This is a genomic window from Burkholderia sp. AU32262 (genome assembly GCF_020419985.1).
Lineage (GTDB): Bacteria > Pseudomonadota > Gammaproteobacteria > Burkholderiales > Burkholderiaceae > Burkholderia > Burkholderia semiarida.
This window is the reverse complement of sequence record NZ_JAIZRS010000029.1, coordinates 46,291-68,187: the sequence shown is the minus strand read 5'-3', so window position 1 is coordinate 68,187 and position 21,897 is coordinate 46,291. Positions and strand designations below refer to the sequence as shown.

Below are 21,897 nucleotides of genomic sequence, written 5' to 3'. Positions count from 1 at the left end.
ATGATCTATCCGTGGCAAACCGACGACTGGAACCGCCTGCAGCAACTGCGCGCGCAATGGCCGCATGCGTTGCTGCTGCACGGTCAGGCCGGGATCGGCAAGCTGCAGTTCGCGCAGCATCTCGCGCAGGGCTTCCTGTGCGAATCGCCGCAGCCGAACGGCGAGCCGTGCGGCGCCTGCGCGGCCTGCAACTGGTTCTCGCAGGGCAACCATCCGGACTACCGGATCGTGCTGCCCGAGGCGCTGGCGGGCGAGGCGCCGGGCGCGGCCGACGACGCGAAGCCGGCCGACGCGGACGAAGGCGGCAAGAAGACGCGGGCGCCGAGCAAGGAAATCAAGATCGAGCAGGTGCGGGCGCTGCTCGACTTCTGCGGGGTCGGCTCGCACCGCGGCGGCGCGCGCGTCGTCGTGCTGTATCCGGCCGAGGCGCTCAATGTCGCCGCGTCGAACGCGCTGCTGAAAACACTGGAGGAGCCGCCGCCCGGCGTCGTGTTCCTGCTCGTGTCGGCGCGCATCGACCGCCTGTTGCCGACGATCATCAGCCGCTGCCGCCAGTGGCCGATGACCGTACCGGCGCCGGAGGCGGCCGCCGCGTGGCTCGCGGCGCAGGGCGTCGACCACGCCAGCGCGCTGCTCGCCGAAGCCGGCGGCGCGCCGCTCGCCGCGCTGGCGCTCGCGAGCGACGAGAATCGCCCGCTGCGCGACTACACGCTCGGGCAACTCGCGGCCGGCGCGGCGTGCGACCCGTTCGCATGCGGCGAGACGCTGCAGAAGCTGCCGGTGCCGCTGGTGCTCGGCTGGCTGCAGCGCTGGCTGTACGATCTGCTCGCGCAGCGGATGGCCGGCGCGCCGCGCTACTTCCCGACGCACGCGGCCGCCTTGGCGCGCTGCGCGGAAGCGGTCGACGCGAACGCATTCGCGCGCTTCATGAAAGCCGTGACGCGGCAGCGGACGGTCGAGAACCATCCGCTCAACGCGCGGCTCGTATTCGAGGAATTGTTTCTCGGATATCGGGAAATGTTCGCTTGATCCGGCATTGTTTCCGATGGGTTGCGAAACGATGAACGGGTCCCGCTGCGGCGCGGCCGTGGCCGCCCGGCCCGCGCACGTCGCCCGGTGCCGCCAGCCGGCGGGCGCATGAGCGCCCGTCTCACGTATTCAGGAAACACGATGTTCGTCGACTCTCACTGCCACATCAATTTCAAGGGCCTGGCCGACCGCATGCCGGCCGTTCTCGAGAACATGCGCGAGCACGACGTCACGCATGCGCTGTGCGTGTCGGTCGATTTCGAGACGCTGCCGGACGTGCTCGCGATCGCCGAAGCGCACGACAACGTGTACGCGTCGGTCGGCGTCCATCCCGATCACGAGGACGCGCGCGAGCCGACGCTCGCGGAGCTCGTCGAGCTGGCCGCGCACCCGAAGGTCGTCGCGATCGGCGAAACCGGCCTCGACTACTACCGCCTCGAAGGCCGCTCGATCGCCGACATGGAATGGCAGCGCGAGCGTTTTCGCACGCACATCCGCGCGGCGAGCGCGACGATGAAGCCGCTGATCATCCACACGCGCGCGTCGTCGGAAGACACGCTGCGGATCATGGCCGAGGAGCGCGCGGACGTGCCGGGCGGCGTGATGCACTGCTTCACCGAGCCGTGGCCGGTTGCCGAGCAGGCGCTCGCGCAGAACTTCCATATCTCGCTGTCGGGCATCGTCACGTTCAAGAACGCGACCGACGTGCAGGACGTCGCGCGGCGCGTGCCGCTCGACCGGCTGCTGATCGAGACCGACTCGCCGTACCTCGCGCCGGTGCCGTATCGCGGCAAGCCGAATGAACCTGCGTACGTCAGCCATGTCGGACGCTTTATCGCATCCGAGCGCGGGATCGCCGTCGAGGCGCTCGCCGATGCGACGACGCAGAACTTTTTCCGGCTGTTCAAGATCGCCCGCTAACGACGCGCGCGCAGCCGACAACCCAGGGAAGGAGCCCACAACAATGACGAAGCCGACCAACCATCTGTCCAAACGCGCCCTCGTTGCCGCCGCATTCGTCGCGAGCGGCCTGTTCGCCGCCGCCGGCGCGCATGCCGAGTCGCTCGACGCGATCGTCAAGGCCGTCAAGTTCGACGACATCGCCGATATCGGCAAGCAGCTCAAGAGCGGCAAGCTCGATCCGAACACCCTCGCGCCGAACGGCGACCCGATCCTCGTGATCGCCGCGCGCGAGAAGTCCGACAAGGTCGCGGCCGCGATCGCGACGACGCCGAACGTCGACCTCGAGAAGGAAGACAAGGCCGGCGAAAACGCGCTGATGCTCGCATCGCTGAACGGCGACCTCGGCCTCGTCAAGCTGCTGATCGACAAGGGCGCGGAAGTCAGCAAGAAGGGCTGGGCGCCGCTGCACTACGCGGCGACCAACGGCCAGGACGCGGTCGTCAAGGTGCTGCTCGACCACGACGCGTACATCGACACCGCATCGCCGAACGGCACGACGCCGCTGATGATGGCCGCGCGCGGCAATCATGCGTCGACGGTCACGCTGCTGCTCGACCAGGGCGCGGATCCGCAGGTGAAGAACCAGCTCGGCATCACCGCGCTCGAGTTCGCGAAGCACTACAACGCGCCGGACGCGATCGAGATCCTGAGCAAGCGGACGACGCGTATCGGTGCGGGCACGCCGGCAGATGCTCAAAAGAGTGCAAAATAACGGTTTTTGGTGCGGCGGCGCCTGTCCGGCCAGCCGGCTTCCGGGCGGAGCAGGGCATCCGTTGCCGCACCGGCCAACGCAGCAGGCGGTCTCGGGCCGCCTTGACATAAGAAGGAACACCATGTTGCGCGCAATGTTTTGTGCCGCGGCGTTTGCCGTGCCGTTGTCGGCGGCGGCTTTCACGGGCGCGGATCTCGACCGGCTGTGCGCGAAGACGGACGTCAAGTCGCGGGCGTCGTGCGCGGCCTATATCGAAGGCGCCGCCGACGGCGTCTACAACACGATCGATGCGATCGGCGGCACCACGGGGCCGCGCGTCGGCCAGTATTTCTGCCTGCCGCCCGACATCCGGGCGCAACAGATGACGGACGCGGTGCGCAAGTACATCGCGGAAAATCCGAAGCTGGCCGACTACAACGCGAGCACCGCGGTGTCGCTCGGTCTCGGCAAGGCGTTTCCCTGCAGGAACGGCAGCTGATCTGACGCCGTGTCCGGGCGCGTGCGCGGCCCGGGCGTCGCCGACGCATCCAGGACGAAGCCAGTGGGCTTCATCACTCGAGGGCGCCGATGATTTCAATCGAGGAACTGCAGCGCATCGCCGATGCGCCGCTGCATTCGTGGCTCGGCACGCTGGGCGTGTCGGTCATCGTCATACTGGTCGTCACGGTCGTGCACCGCCTCGGCGCACGCATCGTCAAGCGCATCGCGCAGCCGTATCCGCTGATGAGCGCGATCCTGCGCTACATCGACAAGCCGTCGCTCGTCGTGCTGGCGCTGCTGGCGCTCGAATTCCTGTGGGTCCAGGCCGACGACGGCATGTCGTTCGTGCGCGGCATGCGCACCGCGGCCGCGGTCGGCTCGATCGTGTCGCTCACGTGGCTGCTGGTGCGGCTCGCGGCCGGCGTCGGCGACGCGATCATCCAGGCCCATCCGATCGATACGGCCGACAATCTGCAGGCACGGCGCGTCCATACGCAGGCCAAGGTGCTCGTGCGGACCGTGATGGTGCTGATCGTGATCATCGGCACCGGCGCCGCGCTGATGACGTTCCCGAACGTGCGCCAGATCGGCGCGAGCCTGCTGGCGTCGGCCGGCGTCGCGGGGCTGGTCGCCGGTATCGCCGCACGGCCGGTGCTCGGCAACCTGATTGCCGGGTTGCAGATCGCGCTCACGCAGCCGATCCGGCTCGACGACGTGGTCGTGATCCAGGGCGAGTGGGGGGCGTATCGAGGAAATCACCGGCTCGTTCGTGTCGGTGCGGCTGTGGGACCAGCGGCGCCTCGTCGTGCCGCTGCAGTGGATCATCGAGAACCCGTTCACGAACTGGACGCGCAGCAGCGCGGAGATCATCGGCACCGTCTACCTGTCGGTCGATTACCGCACGCCGCTCGCGCCGCTGCGCGAGGAGCTCGCGCGGCTCGTCCACGCCGCGCCCGAGTGGGACGGCCGCGTGCAGGTGCTGCAGGTGACCGACGCGACGGAGCGCACGATGCAGTTGCGCGCGCTCGTCAGCGCGGCCGATTCGTCGTCGTGCTGGGATCTGCGCTGCCGCGTGCGCGAAGGATTGATCGCCTATCTGCAGGACCGCTATCCGCAATGCCTGCCGCGCAGCCGGATGGAGCTGTATCCGCACGACTCGGCGCCCGATGCGCCGAATCGCGAACGGCCGCACGTGCGCTCGCCTGCCGCCAGCACGGCGGCCAACACCGCCGCCGACCCGCAGGCCGTCGAAGGCCGCTGAGCGCGTCCCGGCCCCTGCTTGCCATTTCCCGTTCCCATGACCGCGCTGAAGACGCTTGCCATCGCCAATTACCGCTCGCTGCGCGAGCTGATCGTGCCGCTCGCGGCGCTCAACGTCGTCACGGGCCCGAACGGCAGCGGCAAGTCGAGCGTGTACCGCGCGCTGCGGCTGCTCGCCGATACCGCACAGGGCCGCGTGATCCCGTCGCTCGCGCGCGAGGGCGGCTTGCCGTCGACGTTGTGGGCCGGCCCCGAGCGCTTCTCGCGCGCGATGCTGGCCGGCGAGGTGCCGGTGACGGGCACGGTGCGCAAGGGCCCGGTGAGCCTGAAGCTCGGTTTCGCGTGCGACGATTTCGGCTATGCGATCGATCTCGGCCTGCCGTTGCCGAGCCGTTCGCAGTTCGCGCTCGACCCGGTGGTCAAGCGCGAGTGCATCTGGGGCGGCGCGGTGCTGCGCCCGTCCACGCTGCTGGTCGACCGGCAGGGCGCGCAGATCCGCGCGCGTACCGCGTCGGGCGACTGGCTGACGATCCCGCAGCCGGTCGCGAGCTTCGACAGCATGATGACCGAATTCGCCGATCCGACCGGCGCGCCCGAGATGATCGCGGTGCGCGAACGGATTCGCTCGTGGCGCTTCTACGACCATTTCCGGACCGATGCGCACGCGCCGGCGCGCCAGTCGCACATCGGCACGCATACGCCGGTGCTCGCGGACGACGGCGCCGACCTGGCCGCCGCGCTGCAGACGATCCGCGAAATCGGCGATGCCGCGGCGCTCGACGCGGCGCTCGACGACGCGTTCCCCGGTGCGTCGGTCGAGATCGACAACCCGGGCGGCCGCGGCCGTTTCGACGTGCTGATGCGCCAGCCGGGGCTGCTGCGGCCGCTGGCGGCGGCCGAGCTGTCGGATGGCACGCTGCGTTACCTGCTGCTCGCGGCCGCGCTGCTGACGCCGCGGCCGCCGGCGCTGATGGTCCTGAACGAACCGGAGACGAGCCTGCATCCCGATCTGCTGCCGGCGCTCGGCCGCCTGATCGCGCAGGCCGCCCGGCGTTCCCAGGTGCTGGTCGTGTCGCACGCGGCGCGGCTCATCGCGACGCTCGAGCGCGAGGCCGGCTGCGAATCGCTGGTGCTCGACAAGCAGCTCGGCGCGACCGCGCTCGTCGATGCCGACTCGCGCGACCTGCCGGCCTGGAAGTGGCCGTCGCGTTGACAGCCTGACGGGGCGCCCTGGGGCGTGATCGGCCCGGCCGGGCCCGCTGCGAGGCGGCCGTGCCCGGTCGGCCGAATGTATCCGGTCTGTAACAACCCCCAAAAAATGAAAGACCAGCGGTTCCGCTCATCGGGATCGCGAATAATAATGAGATATTCGGCTGGCGCCACGCCGGCCGGCGCCGCATGGACGCACGGCGGGCGTACGCAAGCGCGCAATCCCGCCGGCCGTACCGCAACGGACAGGACACAGGAGACGTGGACCATGAGAATTGCCCAGATCGCCCCGCTGACCGAATCCGTGCCGCCGAAGCTGTACGGCGGCACGGAGCGCGTCGTGTCCTACATCACCGAGGCGCTCGTCGACCTCGGCCACGATGTGACGCTGTTCGCGAGCGGCGATTCGACGACGCGGGCGACGCTCGAGGCCGTGTGGCCGCGCGCGCTGCGGCTCGATTCGTCGATCCGCGACCGGGTCGCGCCGCACATGCTGCTGATGGAGACGGTCGCGCGCCGCGCGAAGGATTTCGACGTGCTCCATTTCCACATGGACTACTACTCGTTCTCGGTCTTCAACCGGCAGGAAACGCCTTACGTGACGACGCTGCACGGCCGGCTCGACCTGCCCGAGCAGCAGCCGGTATTCGACACCTTCAACACCGCGCCGGTGATCTCGATCTCCAATGCGCAGCGCCAGCCGCTGCCGCAGGCGAAATGGCTGACGACCGTCTATCACGGGCTGCCCGATACGCTGTACATGCCGCAGCCCGTCGAGCCGCGCTATCTCGCGTTCCTCGGCCGCATCTCGCCGGAAAAACGCGTCGATACCGCGATCCGCATCGCGCGCCAGTGCGGGCTGCCGATCCGGATCGCCGCGAAGATCGACGCGGCCGACCAGGAATACTTCGACCGCGAGATCAAGCCGCTCTTCGCGTTGCCGCACGTCGAATACATCGGCGAGATCGCCGATCACGAGAAGGCCGAATTCCTGTCGGGCGCGCATGCGCTGCTGTTTCCGATCGACTGGCCGGAGCCGTTCGGCCTGGTGATGATCGAGGCGATGTCGTGCGGCACGCCGGTCATCGCATTCAACCGCGGCGCGGTGCCCGAAGTGGTGGACGAGGGCGTGTCGGGGTTCATCGTCGAGGATGAAATCAGCGCGGTGGCCGCGGTGAACCGGCTGCACCTGCTGCCGCGTGCGCGCGTGCGGCAGCGCTTCGAGGAGCGCTTCACGTCGCGCCGGATGGCGCAGCAGTACGTGGACGTGTACCAGTCGGTGATCCGCGCGCAGAAGCGTTCGCGCTTCAAGGTGATCGACTCGACGACCTGAGCGGTCCGATCAGCCTGGCTGACCTGACGCGCGACGCGGGCGGATAAAAAAACGGCGATGCCCGCGAGGACATCGCCGTTTGCGCATGCCCGGCGCGCCGCGCCCGGGCAGTGCGTCAACGTCAGATCTTGAGCTTCGTGACCTTGGTGCCGTTGATCGACACGTCGCCCATCAGGCCGGCGTTCGTCAGCACGACGACCTGGATCGGCGCGGTGGCCGTGTTGGAATCGACCGCGCCGTTCGCGCCCATCTTCACGAGCGCGACCGATGCGCCGGCGCCGGCTGCCCAGCCGTCCGAGCTGCGGAATTCGTCGAGCGCCTGCTGCGTCATGAACAGGAACACGACCGCCTTCGACTGCGCGCCGGCCTGCAGGCCGACCGACAGCGACGACGTGTTGTAGTAGCCGACGGTGCTGCCGCCGACGCGCAGCGCGCCGTTGCCGGACTGGGCGCCGACGATGAAGCCGGCCTGGAGCACTTCGGGGAAGACCAGCACGCCGCGCGATTTCGCGACGAGCTCGCGCGAGCCCTTGACGGTGGAGTACATGCGCGACAGCGTGGCGTCGACGCTCGCGTCGATCGACTGACGCTTCGACGCGTTGGTGGCGGCATTGTCCGGCTTGTCCGGGGTGGTGGTGCAACCGGTGAGCGCGAGGCTACCGACGATGAGCGCGGCGGCGGCTTTGAGCACAAGAGTCCGTTTTTGCATCGTTGTTCTCCATCGGATGATGTTCGGAGTGAGTCTCGCTCAAGGAGCGGATCACGTCGGCAGTTATATCACAGCGGATCAGGGCCACTTTTCGTTGCCACGTGAAAAAGCGTCAAATCGCGCGCGGGTGTCGCGGCGCGCCAACGGACGAAGCGGCGCCCGCGCGACGCATGCCTCGCACAGGGGCGTCGTGCGGGAACGTGCGGGCGATTGCAGGGGCGGCGCCCGCGGCGCGCCGGTGTCAGTGCGTGACGGGGGGAACGGGCGGCTTGATCGGCGGGCGGCGCAGCGCGCGACGGATCAGCGCGATCACGACGCCGCACGCGAACAGGAACGCGGCCGGGACGACCCAGTAGCCGACGAACGCATGCCACAGATAGCCGGCGAGCGTATTGCGGCGCACGACGTATTCGTCGCGAGCCGCCTGCTGGCGCGGCGCGTTGGCCGCCAGCACATCGGCCGGGCAACCGGCCGCGCGCGCCTCGTCGGCATCCCCGCGGCACTTCGCGGCGGCGCCGGCGGCCTGCTGCGCGTCGGTGAGCTGCCAGGTGGTCAGCGCGAGCTGCAGGTCGGCCTTGTTGTAGGCCATTTCCTCGCGGATCTCGCGCACGGCGACGATCGCGACGGGCACGGCCCAGAACACGATCACGATCAGCCAGCGGCGAAACCAGCGGTGTTGTCTCCATGCCATCCAGGCCTCCGTTTGACGCGCGTGCGCGTTCGTCTCGAGGGCGGCCCGATGGCGCTTCTTGGTCTTGGGTGGGCCGCGTTGCAGCCATCATAGAAGAAAACGCGGCGAATTGCCGCACCCGAATTACCGCCCCTGTGGCGGCGTCGGGACGGCGGGCCGGAAAACGGGGAGGGACAGGCGGCGTGCGCGCGTCGATGCGCGTGCAACGAAAATGAAAATGCCGCGCCCGCCGAAGCGGTGCGCGGCATTCGAGAGGGGAGCGCCGGAACTCAGGCGGCCGGCTGATTGCTCAGGCAGCTCTTCATGAACGCCTTGCGATCGTCGCCCTTCTTGCCGGTGGCCTGCGTGTTGCACGCCTTCATCTTTTCCTGCTGCGTCATCGCCTTCGCGGGCTTCGCCGACAGGCAGTCCTTCATGAACGCCTTGCGTTCGTCGCCCGTCTTGCCGGCTGCCTGCGTGTTACAGGCCTTCATCTTGTCCTGCTGGCTGTTCGCCGCGAAGGCGGGGGAAGCCAGCATGCCGCCGAGAAGCAGTGCGGCTACGAGCGATTGGATTTTCATTTCGACACTCCCATGGGGTGAATTGCGCGTGGTCGACGCCGTCATGAAGCTCGACGCGACGTGGACAGGGCCACATCGCACCACGCGTTCCGATTATGGCAAATCAAGGTGAAAACACCAAAACGGCACTTTCTATAACGTTGCGGACGCCATGGCCGTTGACGGCGCACGCGGCCAGGAGATCGGGACAAACCATGACGCGCGGCGGCCGGCGCCGGCCCGTCGCGCCGGAACCTGCCGGCTCGCGGCCGCGAGCCATTACAATCGCGGCCATGAATACACCGAACACCGCATCCCCTTCGTCCGCGGCGACGCTGCCGCGCATCGCCGTACTCGCCACCGGCGGCACGATCGCCGGCGCCGCGCCCGACGCGGCCAGCACGGCCGGCTACCAGGCCGGCGCGCTCGGCGTCAGTTTCCTGGTCGACGCCGTGCCGGCGCTTGCGTCGGTCGCGCGCATCGACGCGGAGCAGATCGCCAGCATCGACAGCAAGGATCTCGCGCTGCCGCTGTGGAACACGCTCGCTGCGCGGATCGACGCGCTGATGGCCGATCCCGCGATCGACGGCATCGTGATCACCCACGGCACCGATACGCTCGAGGAAACGGCGTACGCGCTGCATCTGGTCATCCGGGGCGACAAGCCGGTCGTGCTGACGGCCGCGATGCGGCCGGCGACCGCGTTGTCGTCCGACGGCCCGCTGAACCTGCTGAACGCGGTGACGGTGGCCGCCCATCCGGCCGCGCGCGGGCAGGGCGTGCTGGTCGCGTTCAACAACCGGATCCACGGCGCGCGCGACGTCGTGAAGACGAGCACCTATGCTGTCGACGCGTTCCAGTCGCCGGAGCTCGGGGCGCTCGGCTGGGTACAGGACGGCCGCGTCGAATTCGCGCGCCGCATCACGCGTACGCGCGACACGCAACTGGCGATCGCGGCAAGCTGGCCGCCGGTCGAGGTCGTCGCGAGCTATGCGGGCGTGACGCGCACGGCCGTCGATGCGCTCGTCGGGGCCGGCGTGCGCGGCCTCGTCGTCGCGGGCACCGGCAACGGGTCGATTCATGCGACGCTGCAGGCGGCGCTCGCCGATGCGGTCAATGCGGGCGTGGCGGTGGTTCGTGCGTCGCGCGTCGGGTCGGGGCACGTGATGCGCAACGGCGCCGCGAGCGACGATGCACTCGGTTTCGTGAGCGCGGGCTCGCTGCACCCGTTCAAGGCGCGCGTGCTGCTGATGCTCGCGCTCGCGAACGGCATTCACGATCGCGACGCATTGCAGCGCGCGTTCGATACGCTGTGATTCGATGACGGGAAGATCGACACGCGCCGATCGCGCGGTGCGCGTCGTCCATGAAGAAAGGCAGGCCGAGCGGCCTGCCTTTTTTGCATCAGCGCTGCGCGAATGCTCAGGACTGCGGCGGAATCACGAGCTTCTGGCCCGGGTAGATCCGGTCGGGGCTCGACAGCATCGGCTTGTTCGCCTCGAAGATCGCCGGGTACTTGTTCGCGTCGCCGTACACTTCCTTGGCGATCGCCGACAGCGTGTCGCCCGGCTTCACGTCGTGGTACCGCACTTCCGGATCGTCCGGCTGCAGGCCGTCGTCGTTGACGCCCGCGACACCCTGCACGTTGCCGGCCGCGACCTTGACCTTCGCCTTCGTGTCGAGATCGGCGACGCTGCCCGACAGCGTGACGGTGCGCGACGCGCCGTCGAACGCGACGGTCAGGTTCGACGTGTCGAGACCTTGCGAGTTGATGTAGTTCTTGATCGCATCGGCCGCGGTCTGGTTCGCGGCATTCGGATCTTCCGCTGCCTGTGCATCGGCGTGACCCAGCAGTTTTTCACCCGCCTCTTTAATAAACGAAAGAAGACCCATCGTTGCACTCCTTAGGTGGTTGAAAAGAAAACGCGCCGTGAAGTGGCGAAAAAAACACCGCGCTGGGTGCGGTCTCCGGAGGGAAACGCAGGCGCGGCGGTTTTCTCGAAAGGCGTGGCGAAAGTGTAGGCGTTCAACGCGACGATTGCATGAAAAATCGCACGCTCGAACGTAAAGAAATGTAATACGCGAAATCCGACAGGCGGACACCCGACGACGACGTCTGACCGACCAAGGCTTCCCCGGCGCCGCCGGGTGCCGCTGCGGACCCCACCACGCCGCTCTCAGCCCAGAGCGGCGTTTTTCGCCCCGTCCCGCATGCCGTTGGCGATGCAGGGCGGGGCGCCCCACCGTGATGCGCGTGTGCACCGCGCATCGATGCGACCGGCCGCGGCCGGATCGCAATCATTCGTCGCGCGTGTCCGCCATCGCAGCACAAACGCGCGTTGCTGCGGCCGCGTTACGCGGCCGGCGTCTGGCCGATCTCGAAGTTCGACATGATCTCGAGCGCGCGCACGAGTGCCGAGTGATCCCATGCCTTGCCGCCGTGCGACGCGCACACGCTGAACAACTGCTGCGCGCTCGCGGTGTGCGGCAGGGCGAGGCCGAGCTTGCGCGCGCCGTCGAGCGCGAGGTTCAGGTCCTTCTGGTGCAGCTCGATGCGGAAGCCCGGGTCGAACGTGCGCTTGGTCATGCGCGCGCCGTGCACTTCGAGGATGCGCGACGCGGCGAAGCCGCCCATCAGCGCCTGGCGCACGCGTTCCGGATCGGCGCCCGAACGCGCGGCGAACAGCAGCGCTTCGCCGACCGCTTCGATGTTCAGCGCGACGATGATCTGGTTCGCGACCTTGCAGGTCTGGCCCGCGCCGTTGTCGCCGACGAGCGTGATGTTCTTGCCCATCTTCTCGAACAGCGGCTTCGCGCGCTCGAACGCCTTCTCGGGGCCGCCGACCATGATCGTCAGCGTCGCTTCGCGCGCACCGACTTCGCCGCCGGACACCGGCGCGTCGAGGTAGTCGCAGCCGAGCGCGTTGATCTGTTTCGCGAATGCCTGCGTGTCGAGCGGCGAGATCGAGCTCATGTCGATCACGAGCTTGCCGGCGCTCAGGCCCTTCGCGACGCCGTCGTCGGCGAACAGCACGTTACGCACGTCCGGCGTGTCCGGCACCATCGAGATGATGATGTCCGCGTGCCGTGCGACTTCGGTCGAGTTCGCGACGACCTTGGCGCTGCCGCGCAGATCGTCCGGGATCGGAAACGCGCCGTTCACGACGAGTTGATGATCGCCCTTGAGCAGGTTGCGCGCCATGTGCGCGCCCATGATGCCGAGGCCGATGAAACCGATGGTTGCCATGTGAAAGTCTCCTGTGGGGCTGAAAACGGAAAGGGTGCGACTCAGGCGGCGCGACGCGCCGAGGCCGGTGCGCAACCGGCCACGCTTTGCAGCCAGCCGAGGCCTTCCGTCGTGGTGGTGCGGGGCTTGTATTCGCAGCCGACGTAGCCGGCATAGCCGAGCCGGTCGAGCAGCGCGAACAGGAACGCGTAGTTGATCTCGCCGGTGCCCGGCTCGTTGCGGCCCGGGTTGTCCGCGAGCTGGACGTGGCCGATCGACGCGAGGTTGCGTTCGATCGTCGCGGCCAGTTCGCCTTCCATGCGTTGCATGTGATAGATGTCGTACTGCAGGAACAGGTTGTCCGAGCCGACCGCGCGGATCACGTCGAGGCCTTCCGACGAGCGGTTCAGCGCGAAGCCCGGGATGTCGAAGCGGTTGCACGGCTCGACGAGCAGGCGGATGCCTTCGCGCTTCAGCGCGTCGGCGGCGAAGCGCAGGTTGTCGACGATCGTCACGAACGTCTTGTCGCGCGCCGTGCTCGCCGACGGGATGCCGACCAGGCAGTTCAGCTGCGGCACCTTCAGCGCCTTCGCGTAGTCGATCGCCCGGCCGACCCCTTCCTGGAATTCGCCGACGCGATCGGGCAGGCACGCGATGCCGCGCTCGCCCTGGTCCCAGTTGCCGGCGGGCAGGTTGTGCAGCACGAGGCGCAGGCCGTGCGTCTCGAGCCGCTCGGCGAGTTCTTCTTTCGCGTACGGATACGGAAACAGGAACTCGACGGCGTCGAAGCCCGCGTCCGCGGCCGCCTTGAAGCGGTCGAGGAACGGCACTTCGTTGAACAGCATGGTCAGGTTTGCAGCAAACTTCGGCATGAGCTAAGCCTCTTCGGTCGGTCAAAAATGTCGTGCGGTTCAGTCGAGCATCGAGATCGCGGTCGGTGCGTGCTCGGCCTTTTCGGCGAGCTCCTCGAATTCGTTGATCGCGTCGATCTCGGTGCCCATCGAGATGTTCGTCACGCGCTCGAGGATCACCTCGACGACCACCGGCACGCTGAACTCTTCCGCGAGCGTTTGCGCCTGACGCAGCGCCGGCTCGATCTCTTCCGGCTTGAACACGCGCAGCGCCTTGCAGCCGAGGCCTTCCGCGACGGCCACGTGGTCGACGCCATAGCCGTTCAGTTCGGGCGCGTTCACGTTGTCGAACGCGAGCTGCACGCAGTAGTCCATGTCGAACGCGCGCTGCGCCTGGCGGATCAGCCCGAGGTACGAGTTGTTCACGACGACGTGCACGTACGGCAGCTTGAATTGCGCGCCGGCCGCGAGCTCCTCGATCATGAACTGGAAGTCGTAGTCGCCGGACAGCGCGACGATCGGGCGGCTCGGGTCGGCCGCACGCACGCCGAGTGCGGCGGGGATCGTCCAGCCGAGCGGGCCGGCCTGGCCGCAGTTGATCCAGTTGCGTGCCTTGAACACGTGCAGGAACTGCGCGGCGGCGATCTGCGACAGGCCGATCGTGCTGACGTAGCAGGTATCGCGGCCGAACACCTTGTTCATTTCTTCGTACACGCGCTGCGGCTTGACCGGCACGTTGTCGAAGTGCGTCTTGCGCTGCAGCGTGCGCTTGCGCGCCTGGCACTCGGACACCCACTCGCCGCGGTCCTCCAGCTTGCCCGCGGCCTTCCATTCCCGCGCGACCGCGACGAACAGCTCGAGGGCCGCCTTCGCGTCGGACACGATGCCGAGATCCGGGCCGAACACGCGGCCGATCTGCGTCGGCTCGATGTCGACGTGCACGAACTTGCGGCCCTTCGTGTAGACCTCGACGCTGCCCGTGTGGCGGTTCGCCCAGCGGTTGCCGATGCCGAGCACGAAGTCGGACGCGAGCATCGTCGCGTTGCCGTAGCGGTGCGACGTCTGCAGGCCGACCATGCCGGCCATCAGCGGGTGATCGTCGGGAATCGCGCCCCACGACATCAGCGTCGGGATCACCGGCACGCCGACCGTTTCGGCGAACTGCACGAGCAGGTCTTCGGCCGCCGCGTTGAGCACGCCGCCGCCCGACACGATCAGCGGCTTGTCCGCGTCGTTGAGCATCGCGAGCGCCTTCTCGATCTGCGCGCGGGTGGCCGCGGGCTTGTAGACCGGCAGCGGTTCGTACGTGTCGATGTCGAACTCGATTTCGGCGAGCTGCACGTCGATCGGCAGGTCGACCAGCACCGGGCCCGGGCGGCCCGAGCGCATCAGGTGGAACGCCTGCTGGAACACGCGCGGCACGAGCGCCGGTTCGCGCACGGTGACGGCCCACTTGGTGACCGGCTTCGCGATCGATTCGATGTCGACGGCCTGGAAGTCTTCCTTGTAAAGGCGCGCGCGCGGCGCCTGGCCCGTGATCGCGAGGATCGGAATCGAGTCGGCCGATGCGGAGTAGAGGCCGGTGATCATGTCGGTGCCGGCGGGGCCCGACGTGCCGATGCACACGCCGATGTTGCCCGGCGCCGCCCGCGTGAAGCCTTCGGCCATGTGCGATGCGCCCTCGACGTGGCGCGCGAGCACGTGGCTGATGCCGCCCGACTTGCGCATGGCCGAGTAGAACGGGTTGATCGCCGCGCCCGGCACGCCGAACGCGGTCTGGATGCCTTCCTTCTCGAGCACGAGTACGGCTGCGTCGACGGCTCTCATCTTGGCCATGAATGTCTCCTTGAATATGGCGGATCGTGCGAATCGGTCTGTTGGGGACACTTTAGGGATGCAGGAAAGGTTTGATAAGATCAGCCGAAGTCGCTTATTTCGAAACTAAAAGTATGGAATGACGGCCGGACGGGGCTTCCCGCCGGTGTCGGAGCCAAGACGGAGACGGGAGATGGACCGCTTCAAGCAGATCGAGACGTTCGTGCGCGTGGCCGATGCCGGCAGCCTCGCGGCGGCGGCGCTGGAGGAGGGCGTGTCGCCGGTGGTGCTGGGGCGGCGCATCGACGCGCTGGAGAAGCGCCTCGGCGTGAAACTGATGTACCGCTCGACGCGGCGGCTGGTGGTCAGCGAGGAGGGCGCCGCGTTCCTCGAGCGCTGCCGCGGGCTGCTGTCCGAATGGGATCAGGCCGAGAACGAGCTGGCTGCCGGCCGGCGCGCGGTCAGCGGGCACCTGATCGTGTCGGCGCCGGCCGCGTTCGGCCGCAAGCACGTCGCGCCGCACGCGCCCGGCTTCCTGGCCGACAAGCCGGAGATGCAGCTGTCGTTCAACCTGACCGACCGCGTCGTCGATCTCGTGCGCGAAGGCTACGACCTGTCGATCCGGATCGGCGGCGCGGTCGATCCGAACTTCGTCGCTGTGAAGCTCGCGTCGAACCGGCGCGTGGTGTGCGGCACGCCCGACTATTTCCGCCGGCACGGCCGGCCGAAATCGCTCGACGACCTGCTCAAGCACAACTGTCTCGCGTTCAACCTGCAGGGCGGGCAGAACCGCGGCTGGTATTTCCAGCGTCACGGCAAGATCGCGACGATGCGCGTGACCGGCAATCTCGACTGCAACGACGGCGAGCTGCTGCACCGCTGGGTGGCCGAGGGGCTCGGGCTCGGCTGGCGCTCGACGTGGGAGATCGCCGCGCAGCTCGAAACGGGCGAACTCGAGACCGTGCTCGACGAATACGCGCTGCCCGACTACGACATCCTCGCCGTCTACCCGCAGCAGCGCTACGTGCCGGCGCGCGTGCGTTACTTCATCGATTACCTGCGCGAAGCGTATGCGCGCCCCGGTTACTGGCGCACCACGCCGTAACGGCCGGCGCGCCCGGCCGCCTGCGATTTTTTACGCTGCATGCGTGCGGCGCGGGAATAAACTCGACGCAGCAGCGGTAAGGTCATCGAGCGCGCACGTTGCCGGTCTGTCCGGGCGCCGGGCGCGGAACGGGCGCGGCGTCGGCCGCCGGGACCAGGGAGGCCATGTGGGGCAAGCCGGACAGGCGGTCGATGAACGGGCGGCGGACGATGCAGCCGCGCGCGGCGAGCGGTTTCGCATGCTCGTGCTGCCGCATCTCGACGCCGCGTACAACCTCGCGCGCTGGCTGAGCGGCAGCGCCGGCGATGCGGACGACGTCGTGCAGGACGCGTGCATGCGCGCGCTGCGCTTCGTCGATTCGTGTCGCGGCGACAACGCGCGGCCGTGGCTGCTGACGATCGTGCGCCACACCTGGTACACCGAGTGGCGGCGGCGCACGCATGCGCACGAGGTGGCGCTGCCCGACACGCTCGACGACGCGGACGTGCCCGACGACTGGCAGCCGGCGACGGAGGACCCGCTCGCGCAGCTGCTGCGCGGCGAGAACGTGCGGCTCGTGAATGCGGCGCTCGCGAAGCTGCCGACCGAATACCGCGAGGTGCTCGTGCTGCGCGAGATGGAGGACCTCAGCTACCGCGAGATCGCGGCGATCGCGGACGTGCCGGTCGGCACGGTGATGTCGCGGCTCGCGCGCGGCCGGCGCAAGCTCGCCGCGCTGCTGGGCGCCGCGCCGGCGCCGACGACCGAAGGCCGGCCGGGCCGGACGCCGGCGGGCGGAACCGCATCGGAGGCTATCGATGGACTGTAACGAAGCGCGAGCGTTGCTGGACGCGGACGTCGACCGCGAGCTGTCGGCGCCCGATGCGTTGCGGGTCCAGCAGCATGTCGACGGGTGCGACGCGTGCCGCCGCGAACGCGCGCGGATCGTCACGCTGGTGCAGGCCGTGCGGCAGGCCGATTATCACCGCGCGCCGGACGCGCTGCGGGCGAGCATTCTTGCGAGCCTGCCGGCCGCGGCCGATGCGCCTGCCCGTGAACCGTCGCGGGCCGCGCCCCGGCCTGAACGGCAGTCACCGCCGCCACGGCGCCCGCGCGCACGCGACTGGTTCTCCTGGCTGACCGGGCGGGGCGGGTCGGCACGCCCGGTATCGACCGGCGCGGGGCCGCGCGTGGCCGCGTTGCCGGGCCTCGGCTGGGGCGTCGCGCTGTTGATGGCGCTCGCGGCGGCGGGAGGAATGGCGTGGTCGGCCCGCCACGCCGACACCGAGCGAACGGTCGACGAACTCGTCGCGAGCCATGTACGGGCCGACCTGTCGGCGCGCGCCATCGACGTGATCTCGACCGACCAGCACACGGTCAAGCCGTGGTTCAACGGCCGGCTCGACTATGCGCCGCCGGTCGAGGATCTCGCCAAGAACGGCTTCGCGCTGGTCGGCGGCCGGCTCGACTACGTCGGGCGTCGCCGTGTCGCGGTGCTCGTCTATCGCCACCGGCAGCACGTGGTCGACGTCTACGTGCAGCCGGCCGGGGAGCGGCCGGCTGCTCCGTACACGACCGTGTCGCAGGGCTATGCGCTCGACCGCTGGAACGCGGCCGGGATGACGTGGTGGGCCGTGACCGACGCCGAGCCGTCGGCGCTCGCGGCGTTCCGGACGGCCCTCGGCGCGCGGCTTGCCAGCGCGCGCAGCGAATGACGGCGCGGCCGAGGGGCGGCGCACGCGTGTTCCGGCCCCGGCCGTGGAAGGGCCGGATGTCGGCCGCGGCCGCCCGCATGCCTGTTCAAGTCTTTGAAAACACGGCCGAATCCGTCTGCCGATCGTCGATTGGCCTTGCATGCGCCCCGTAACCGGGTTAGAATCTTCGGCTTCTCACTTGCCACACCGGTTCAGACGCCCGGGTGGCTTTAATCCACAAGGAGTGTGTAATGCGTCATTACGAAATCGTATTCATCGTGCACCCGGATCAAAGCGAGCAAGTGCCCGCGATGATCGAGCGCTACAAGTCCACGATCACGTCGCACGGCGGCCAGATCCACCGTGTCGAAGACTGGGGCCGTCGCCAGCTGGCCTACATGATCGAGAAACTCGCGAAGGCTCACTACGTCTGCATGAACATCGAGTGCGACCAGACGACGCTCGACGAACTCGAACACGCGTTCAAGTTCAACGACGCCGTGCTGCGTCACCTCATCGTCAAGATGAAGAAGGCCGAAACCGGCCCGTCGCCGATGATGAAGGAAGTTCAGCGCGAAGAAGCCAAGAAGGCGGCTGCTGCTCAGCCGGCCGAAGCGCAGGCTTAAGTTCGTCACTTATTAAGCCATCAAGGAGCGCGCCACTCACGTGAACAGGTTGCAATTGACGGCGAGCGTCGTCGAACGCGCACCGGTGCGATATACGCCGGCCGGTGTTCCGATCGCAAGCGCCACATTGCATCACCGCACGGAAGTCGTCGAAGCAGGCATTCCCCGTCAGGTCGAAATGACGATCGAGGCGGTGGCGGCCGGTGAGGCGAGCGGCAAGCTGGAAAGTCGTGAAATGGGCGTCGAAACGCTGTTCACGGGCTTTCTGGCCAAGAAAAGCCGCAACGCGAGAACCTTGGTGTTTCACATCACTGCATTGCAGGACACAGGAAAGGACTGAAATCATGGCCCGCCCGACTGGTAAGAAATTCGACAAGCGTCGTCAGCAACAAAACCCGCTCTTCAAGCGCAAGAAGTTCTGCCGTTTCACGGCTGCAGGCGTCGAGCAGATCGACTACAAGGACACGGAAACGCTGAAGGACTTCATCGGCGAAAACGGCAAGATCACGCCGGCTCGTCTGACGGGTACGAAGGCGCACTATCAGCGTCAGCTGGATACGGCCATCAAGCGTGCGCGTTTCCTCGCGCTGCTGCCGTACACCGATCAGCACAAGGCGTAATCAGGCGACGCAATAAGGAGAATTCGAATGCAAATCATTCTGTTGGAAAAAGTCGCCAATCTGGGCAACCTCGGCGATATCGTCAAGGTCAAGGACGGTTACGCTCGCAACTTCCTGATCCCGAACCGCAAGGCTCGCCGTGCAACGAAGGAAGCGATCGCCGAATTCGAAGTGCGCCGCGCTGAACTCGAAAAGATCGCCGCTGAAAAGCTGGCAGCATCGCAGGCAGTCGGCGAGAAGCTGAACGGCCAGTCGTTCGAAATCACGCAGAAGTCGGGCGTCGACGGCCGTCTGTTCGGCTCGGTCACGAACGGCGACGTCGCGGAACTGCTGAAGAAGGCAGGCTACGAAGTCGAGAAGCTGCAAGTGCGCATGCCGGAAGGCCCGCTGAAGATGATCGGCGAGCACAACGTCCAGGTCGCGCTGCACACGGACGTCGTCGTCGACGTCACGATCAACGTGATCGGCGACCACGCGTAAGCGTATGCAAGCTTGCCGGGCGGCTTCCGTCGTCCGGACAAGGGCAGGCGCCCGGGCAACCGGGGCCTGCCTTTTTTATTGCCCGATCGCCGGCAAGCGGTGGTAGCGCTGCCGCCATCTATTCGCGATAATCCCAACCCATGAACGCGCCGCAAGATCCCCAAATCGAATCGCTGAAAGTCCCGCCGCATTCGGTCGAAGCCGAGCAGTCGGTGCTCGGCGGCCTGTTGCTCGACAACGCGGCATGGGACCGGATTGCCGATTTCCTGTCGCAGGGCGACTTCTACCGCTACGACCACCGGATCATCTACGAGCACATCGGCCGCCTGATCGCGTCGACGCGCCCGGCCGACGTCGTGACCGTGTACGAAGCGCTGACCACGTCCGGCAAGGCCGACGACGTCGGCGGGCTCGCGTACCTGAACGCCCTCGCGCAGAACACGCCGAGCGCGGCGAACATCCGCCGCTACGCGGAAATCGTGCGTGATCGCGCGGTGCTGCGCCGGCTGGTGTCGGTCGCCGACGAGATCTCGGCCGACGCCTTCAATCCGCAGGGCAAGGAAGTCCGCCAACTGCTCGACGAAGCCGAATCGAAGGTGTTCTCGATCGCCGAGGAGGGCGCGCGCGGCAACCAGGGTTTCCTCGAAATCGGCCCGCTGCTTACCCAGGTGGTCGAGCGCATCGATACGCTTTACCACACCGCTAACCCGAGCGACGTCACCGGCACGCCGACCGGCTTCGTCGACCTCGACCGGATGACGTCCGGGATGCACGGCGGCGAGCTGATCATCGTGGCCGGAAGACCGTCGATGGGTAAGGCCCAGCCGCTCGATGCGCGCGTCAAGACGCTGACGGGCTGGAAGCCGATGGGTGAGCTGGCAGTCGGTGATGCACTTGCTTCGGTCGACGGCGCAGCGTCGATCGTGACCGGGATCTACCCGCAGGGCGAACGCCAGGTGTATCGGGTCCGCTTTTCGGATGGGCGCTCGGCCGAATGCTGCGACGAGCACCTGTGGTGCGTCCATTTCCGTGAGTGGGAAAAGCCGCGCGTACTGTCGACCGCGGAGATTCGCACGTTGCTGACGCGCGAACGCTACCGGAACCGGCTGTGGATCGATATGCCGAGCGGCGAGTTCGGTCATCGCGAGGCGCTGCCGATCGATCCGTGGGTGCTCGGCGCGCTACTGGGCGACGGTGCGCTCGGCGGGACTGCCGTGCGTTTCAGCGTGAAGGCCGAGGAAACGTTGAACCGGATGCGCGCGCGTGTCGACGCGTCGCTCGAGCTCGAATACGCGGGCCAGTACGACTGGCGGATCAAGCGCCGGCCGTCGACGGCCGTGGAAGCCCGGTCGTCCGCCAACCCGCTCATGGCTGCTCTCGAGCAGCTCGGTGTGTGGGGGAGAACGAGCTACGACAAGTTCATCCCGCGCCTCTACCTCGATGCGGACAAGGACGCGCGGCTGGATTTGTTGCGCGGGCTGCTCGACACGGACGGCTGGGTCGAATCGTGGGGGGCGGTGCGTTATTCGACCGCCAGTGCGCAGTTGGCGAGCGACGTGCGCGAGCTGGCGCGTTCGCTCGGTGCATGGTGCCAGATTGCCGAAAAGGCGACGAGCTTCACGGTCGACGGCGAACGCAAGGCCGGTGCGACGGCTTACGTTTGCACGATCAGTCATCCGGATCCGCAGAGCCTGTTCCTGTTCCAGGGCAAGCGCGACCGGCTGACGGGCGGGCGTGTGCGCCGCAAGATGCCGGTTATCGTCGGCATCGAGCCGACGCGCCGGACGGCCACGCAATGCATTTCGGTCTCGCATCCGTCGCGGCTGTACGTGACCGACGATTACGTCGTGACCCACAATACGGCCTTCTCCATGAACATCGGCGAATACGTCGCGGTCGAGTACGGGTTGCCGGTCGCGGTGTTCTCGATGGAAATGCCGGGCACCCAGCTCGTGATGCGTATGCTCGGCTCGATCGGCCGGCTCGACCAGCACCGAATGCGTACCGGCCGCCTGACGGACGAGGATTGGCCGAAGCTGACGCACGCGGTGCAGAAGATGAGCGAGGCGCAGCTCTTCATCGACGAGACGGGCGGCCTGAATCCGATGGAATTGCGCTCGCGCGCGCGGCGCCTCGCGCGACAATGCGGCAAGCTCGGCCTGATCATCGTCGACTACCTGCAGCTGATGTCGGGTTCGTCGCAGGGCGAGAACCGCGCGACCGAAATTTCGGAAATCTCGCGATCGCTGAAGAGCCTCGCGAAGGAGCTCGACGTGCCGGTGATCGCGCTGTCGCAGCTGAACCGCGGCCTCGAACAGCGCCCGAACAAGCGGCCGGTGATGTCGGATTTGCGCGAATCGGGCGCAATCGAACAGGATGCGGACGTGATCCTGTTCATTTATCGAGATGAGGTCTACAATCCCGACAGCCCTGACAAGGGGACGGCCGAAATCATCATCGGCAAGCAGCGTAACGGCCCGATCGGGCCCGTTCGGCTCACGTTCCTGGGGCAATACACGAAGTTCGACAATTTTGCCGGGGCGCAGACCTTCTACGGCGAGTAAAGCCGGTTGTAA

At 67.5% G+C, this 21,897-nt stretch carries 22 protein-coding genes and 1 pseudogene; 16 read left to right on the top strand and 7 right to left on the bottom strand.

The window, feature by feature from the left end; all coding sequences use genetic code 11:
* The 7 genes and pseudogenes from LGN10_RS27860 (at nucleotide 1) to LGN10_RS27830 (ending at nucleotide 6,986) form a co-directional block, all read left to right on the top strand.
* Entirely contained in the window at nucleotides 1-1,029 is a 1,029-nt protein-coding gene (locus LGN10_RS27860; protein WP_059585245.1) for a DNA polymerase III subunit delta', read from the top strand.
* Between the two features lie 141 nt (nucleotides 1,030-1,170).
* Complete coding sequence (locus LGN10_RS27855; RefSeq protein WP_226225708.1) at nucleotides 1,171-1,950, top strand: TatD family hydrolase; 780 nt, start codon at nucleotides 1,171-1,173, stop codon at nucleotides 1,948-1,950.
* A gap of 43 nt (nucleotides 1,951-1,993) precedes the next feature.
* The gene (locus LGN10_RS27850; RefSeq protein ID WP_060316539.1) at nucleotides 1,994-2,704 is read left to right on the top strand and encodes an ankyrin repeat domain-containing protein; all 711 of its coding nucleotides are present in this window, start codon (nucleotides 1,994-1,996) and stop codon (nucleotides 2,702-2,704) included.
* 121 nt (nucleotides 2,705-2,825) lie between these two features.
* On the top strand, nucleotides 2,826-3,182 hold the full coding sequence (locus LGN10_RS27845; protein ID WP_059585248.1) for a Rap1a/Tai family immunity protein: 357 nt from the start codon (nucleotides 2,826-2,828) through the stop codon (nucleotides 3,180-3,182).
* Between the two features lie 89 nt (nucleotides 3,183-3,271).
* Nucleotides 3,272-4,445: pseudogene (locus LGN10_RS27840) on the top strand (mechanosensitive ion channel family protein).
* A 36-nt stretch (nucleotides 4,446-4,481) separates the two neighbouring features.
* Nucleotides 4,482-5,657 (top strand): AAA family ATPase, encoded by a 1,176-nt coding sequence (locus tag LGN10_RS27835; protein WP_226225707.1) that lies wholly within the window; start codon nucleotides 4,482-4,484, stop codon nucleotides 5,655-5,657.
* A gap of 264 nt (nucleotides 5,658-5,921) precedes the next feature.
* Entirely contained in the window at nucleotides 5,922-6,986 is a 1,065-nt protein-coding gene (locus LGN10_RS27830; protein WP_060316529.1) for a glycosyltransferase family 4 protein, read from the top strand.
* A gap of 121 nt (nucleotides 6,987-7,107) precedes the next feature.
* On the opposite strand, the gene LGN10_RS27825 is transcribed toward LGN10_RS27830, so the two are convergent.
* From LGN10_RS27825 to LGN10_RS27815, 3 genes are all read right to left on the bottom strand, one after another.
* The gene (locus LGN10_RS27825) at nucleotides 7,108-7,695 is read right to left on the bottom strand and encodes a YSC84-related protein (RefSeq protein WP_059585252.1); all 588 of its coding nucleotides are present in this window, start codon (nucleotides 7,693-7,695) and stop codon (nucleotides 7,108-7,110) included.
* Between the two features lie 241 nt (nucleotides 7,696-7,936).
* Nucleotides 7,937-8,386: a hypothetical protein gene (locus LGN10_RS27820; RefSeq protein WP_059585253.1), complete on the bottom strand. Its 450-nt coding sequence runs from the start codon at nucleotides 8,384-8,386 to the stop codon at nucleotides 7,937-7,939.
* Nucleotides 8,387-8,655: 269 nt separating this feature from the next.
* The gene (locus tag LGN10_RS27815; protein WP_059585254.1) at nucleotides 8,656-8,946 is read right to left on the bottom strand and encodes a PsiF family protein; all 291 of its coding nucleotides are present in this window, start codon (nucleotides 8,944-8,946) and stop codon (nucleotides 8,656-8,658) included.
* 272 nt (nucleotides 8,947-9,218) lie between these two features.
* On the opposite strand from LGN10_RS27815, the gene LGN10_RS27810 reads away from it, so the two are divergent.
* Entirely contained in the window at nucleotides 9,219-10,241 is a 1,023-nt protein-coding gene (locus tag LGN10_RS27810) for an asparaginase (RefSeq protein ID WP_226225706.1), read from the top strand.
* Nucleotides 10,242-10,347: 106 nt separating this feature from the next.
* On the opposite strand, the gene lysM is transcribed toward LGN10_RS27810, so the two are convergent.
* From lysM to gcl, 4 genes are all read right to left on the bottom strand, one after another.
* On the bottom strand, nucleotides 10,348-10,818 hold the full coding sequence (gene lysM / locus LGN10_RS27805; protein ID WP_059585256.1) for a peptidoglycan-binding protein LysM: 471 nt from the start codon (nucleotides 10,816-10,818) through the stop codon (nucleotides 10,348-10,350).
* Between the two features lie 460 nt (nucleotides 10,819-11,278).
* The gene (locus tag LGN10_RS27800) at nucleotides 11,279-12,172 is read right to left on the bottom strand and encodes a 2-hydroxy-3-oxopropionate reductase (protein WP_059585257.1); all 894 of its coding nucleotides are present in this window, start codon (nucleotides 12,170-12,172) and stop codon (nucleotides 11,279-11,281) included.
* Nucleotides 12,173-12,213: 41 nt separating this feature from the next.
* Entirely contained in the window at nucleotides 12,214-13,023 is an 810-nt protein-coding gene (gene hyi / locus LGN10_RS27795) for a hydroxypyruvate isomerase (RefSeq protein ID WP_059645599.1), read from the bottom strand.
* Between the two features lie 39 nt (nucleotides 13,024-13,062).
* A complete protein-coding gene (gcl, locus tag LGN10_RS27790) occupies nucleotides 13,063-14,838 on the bottom strand; it encodes a glyoxylate carboligase (RefSeq protein WP_226225704.1) in 1,776 nt (591 codons plus the stop codon).
* Nucleotides 14,839-15,010: 172 nt separating this feature from the next.
* Between gcl and LGN10_RS27785 the strand changes: the two genes are divergently transcribed.
* The 8 genes from LGN10_RS27785 (at nucleotide 15,011) to dnaB (ending at nucleotide 21,885) form a co-directional block, all read left to right on the top strand.
* Nucleotides 15,011-15,922 carry a LysR family transcriptional regulator gene (locus tag LGN10_RS27785; RefSeq protein WP_059645602.1) on the top strand — a complete coding sequence of 304 codons (912 nt, stop codon included), beginning with the start codon at nucleotides 15,011-15,013 and terminating at the stop codon, nucleotides 15,920-15,922.
* A gap of 166 nt (nucleotides 15,923-16,088) precedes the next feature.
* The gene (locus LGN10_RS27780; RefSeq protein WP_059585261.1) at nucleotides 16,089-16,730 is read left to right on the top strand and encodes an RNA polymerase sigma factor; all 642 of its coding nucleotides are present in this window, start codon (nucleotides 16,089-16,091) and stop codon (nucleotides 16,728-16,730) included.
* Nucleotides 16,720-17,616 carry an anti-sigma factor family protein gene (locus LGN10_RS27775; RefSeq protein ID WP_059585262.1) on the top strand — a complete coding sequence of 299 codons (897 nt, stop codon included), beginning with the start codon at nucleotides 16,720-16,722 and terminating at the stop codon, nucleotides 17,614-17,616. The genes LGN10_RS27780 and LGN10_RS27775 overlap by 11 nt, the downstream gene beginning before the upstream one ends.
* Before the next feature lie 230 nt (nucleotides 17,617-17,846).
* Complete coding sequence (gene rpsF, locus LGN10_RS27770; RefSeq protein WP_006486255.1) at nucleotides 17,847-18,221, top strand: 30S ribosomal protein S6; 375 nt, start codon at nucleotides 17,847-17,849, stop codon at nucleotides 18,219-18,221.
* A 40-nt stretch (nucleotides 18,222-18,261) separates the two neighbouring features.
* Nucleotides 18,262-18,561: a primosomal replication protein N gene (gene priB, locus LGN10_RS27765; protein ID WP_011549649.1), complete on the top strand. Its 300-nt coding sequence runs from the start codon at nucleotides 18,262-18,264 to the stop codon at nucleotides 18,559-18,561.
* Nucleotides 18,562-18,565: 4 nt separating this feature from the next.
* Nucleotides 18,566-18,841 (top strand): 30S ribosomal protein S18, encoded by a 276-nt coding sequence (rpsR, locus tag LGN10_RS27760; protein ID WP_004193360.1) that lies wholly within the window; start codon nucleotides 18,566-18,568, stop codon nucleotides 18,839-18,841.
* 27 nt (nucleotides 18,842-18,868) lie between these two features.
* A complete protein-coding gene (rplI, locus tag LGN10_RS27755; protein ID WP_006486256.1) occupies nucleotides 18,869-19,321 on the top strand; it encodes a 50S ribosomal protein L9 in 453 nt (150 codons plus the stop codon).
* Nucleotides 19,322-19,461: 140 nt separating this feature from the next.
* Nucleotides 19,462-21,885: a replicative DNA helicase gene (gene dnaB, locus LGN10_RS27750; RefSeq protein WP_226225703.1), complete on the top strand. Its 2,424-nt coding sequence runs from the start codon at nucleotides 19,462-19,464 to the stop codon at nucleotides 21,883-21,885.
* The last annotated feature ends 12 nt before the right edge of the window (nucleotides 21,886-21,897 follow it).

What these genes read in the sequence shown, in the direction of transcription:
- LGN10_RS27860 (WP_059585245.1), top strand. Translation starts at nt 1, where the DNA reads ATGATCTATCCGTGGCAAACCGACGACTGGAACCGCCTGCAGCAACTG.
- LGN10_RS27855 (WP_226225708.1), top strand. Translation starts at nt 1,171, where the DNA reads ATGTTCGTCGACTCTCACTGCCACATCAATTTCAAGGGCCTGGCCGAC.
- LGN10_RS27850 (WP_060316539.1), top strand. Translation starts at nt 1,994, where the DNA reads ATGACGAAGCCGACCAACCATCTGTCCAAACGCGCCCTCGTTGCCGCC.
- LGN10_RS27845 (WP_059585248.1), top strand. Translation starts at nt 2,826, where the DNA reads ATGTTGCGCGCAATGTTTTGTGCCGCGGCGTTTGCCGTGCCGTTGTCG.
- LGN10_RS27835 (WP_226225707.1), top strand. Translation starts at nt 4,482, where the DNA reads ATGACCGCGCTGAAGACGCTTGCCATCGCCAATTACCGCTCGCTGCGC.
- LGN10_RS27830 (WP_060316529.1), top strand. Translation starts at nt 5,922, where the DNA reads ATGAGAATTGCCCAGATCGCCCCGCTGACCGAATCCGTGCCGCCGAAG.
- LGN10_RS27825 (WP_059585252.1), bottom strand. Translation starts at nt 7,695, where the DNA reads ATGCAAAAACGGACTCTTGTGCTCAAAGCCGCCGCCGCGCTCATCGTC.
- LGN10_RS27820 (WP_059585253.1), bottom strand. Translation starts at nt 8,386, where the DNA reads ATGGCATGGAGACAACACCGCTGGTTTCGCCGCTGGCTGATCGTGATC.
- LGN10_RS27815 (WP_059585254.1), bottom strand. Translation starts at nt 8,946, where the DNA reads ATGAAAATCCAATCGCTCGTAGCCGCACTGCTTCTCGGCGGCATGCTG.
- LGN10_RS27810 (WP_226225706.1), top strand. Translation starts at nt 9,219, where the DNA reads ATGAATACACCGAACACCGCATCCCCTTCGTCCGCGGCGACGCTGCCG.
- lysM (WP_059585256.1), bottom strand. Translation starts at nt 10,818, where the DNA reads ATGGGTCTTCTTTCGTTTATTAAAGAGGCGGGTGAAAAACTGCTGGGT.
- LGN10_RS27800 (WP_059585257.1), bottom strand. Translation starts at nt 12,172, where the DNA reads ATGGCAACCATCGGTTTCATCGGCCTCGGCATCATGGGCGCGCACATG.
- hyi (WP_059645599.1), bottom strand. Translation starts at nt 13,023, where the DNA reads ATGCCGAAGTTTGCTGCAAACCTGACCATGCTGTTCAACGAAGTGCCG.
- gcl (WP_226225704.1), bottom strand. Translation starts at nt 14,838, where the DNA reads ATGGCCAAGATGAGAGCCGTCGACGCAGCCGTACTCGTGCTCGAGAAG.
- LGN10_RS27785 (WP_059645602.1), top strand. Translation starts at nt 15,011, where the DNA reads ATGGACCGCTTCAAGCAGATCGAGACGTTCGTGCGCGTGGCCGATGCC.
- LGN10_RS27775 (WP_059585262.1), top strand. Translation starts at nt 16,720, where the DNA reads ATGGACTGTAACGAAGCGCGAGCGTTGCTGGACGCGGACGTCGACCGC.
- rpsF (WP_006486255.1), top strand. Translation starts at nt 17,847, where the DNA reads ATGCGTCATTACGAAATCGTATTCATCGTGCACCCGGATCAAAGCGAG.
- rpsR (WP_004193360.1), top strand. Translation starts at nt 18,566, where the DNA reads ATGGCCCGCCCGACTGGTAAGAAATTCGACAAGCGTCGTCAGCAACAA.
- rplI (WP_006486256.1), top strand. Translation starts at nt 18,869, where the DNA reads ATGCAAATCATTCTGTTGGAAAAAGTCGCCAATCTGGGCAACCTCGGC.
- dnaB (WP_226225703.1), top strand. Translation starts at nt 19,462, where the DNA reads ATGAACGCGCCGCAAGATCCCCAAATCGAATCGCTGAAAGTCCCGCCG.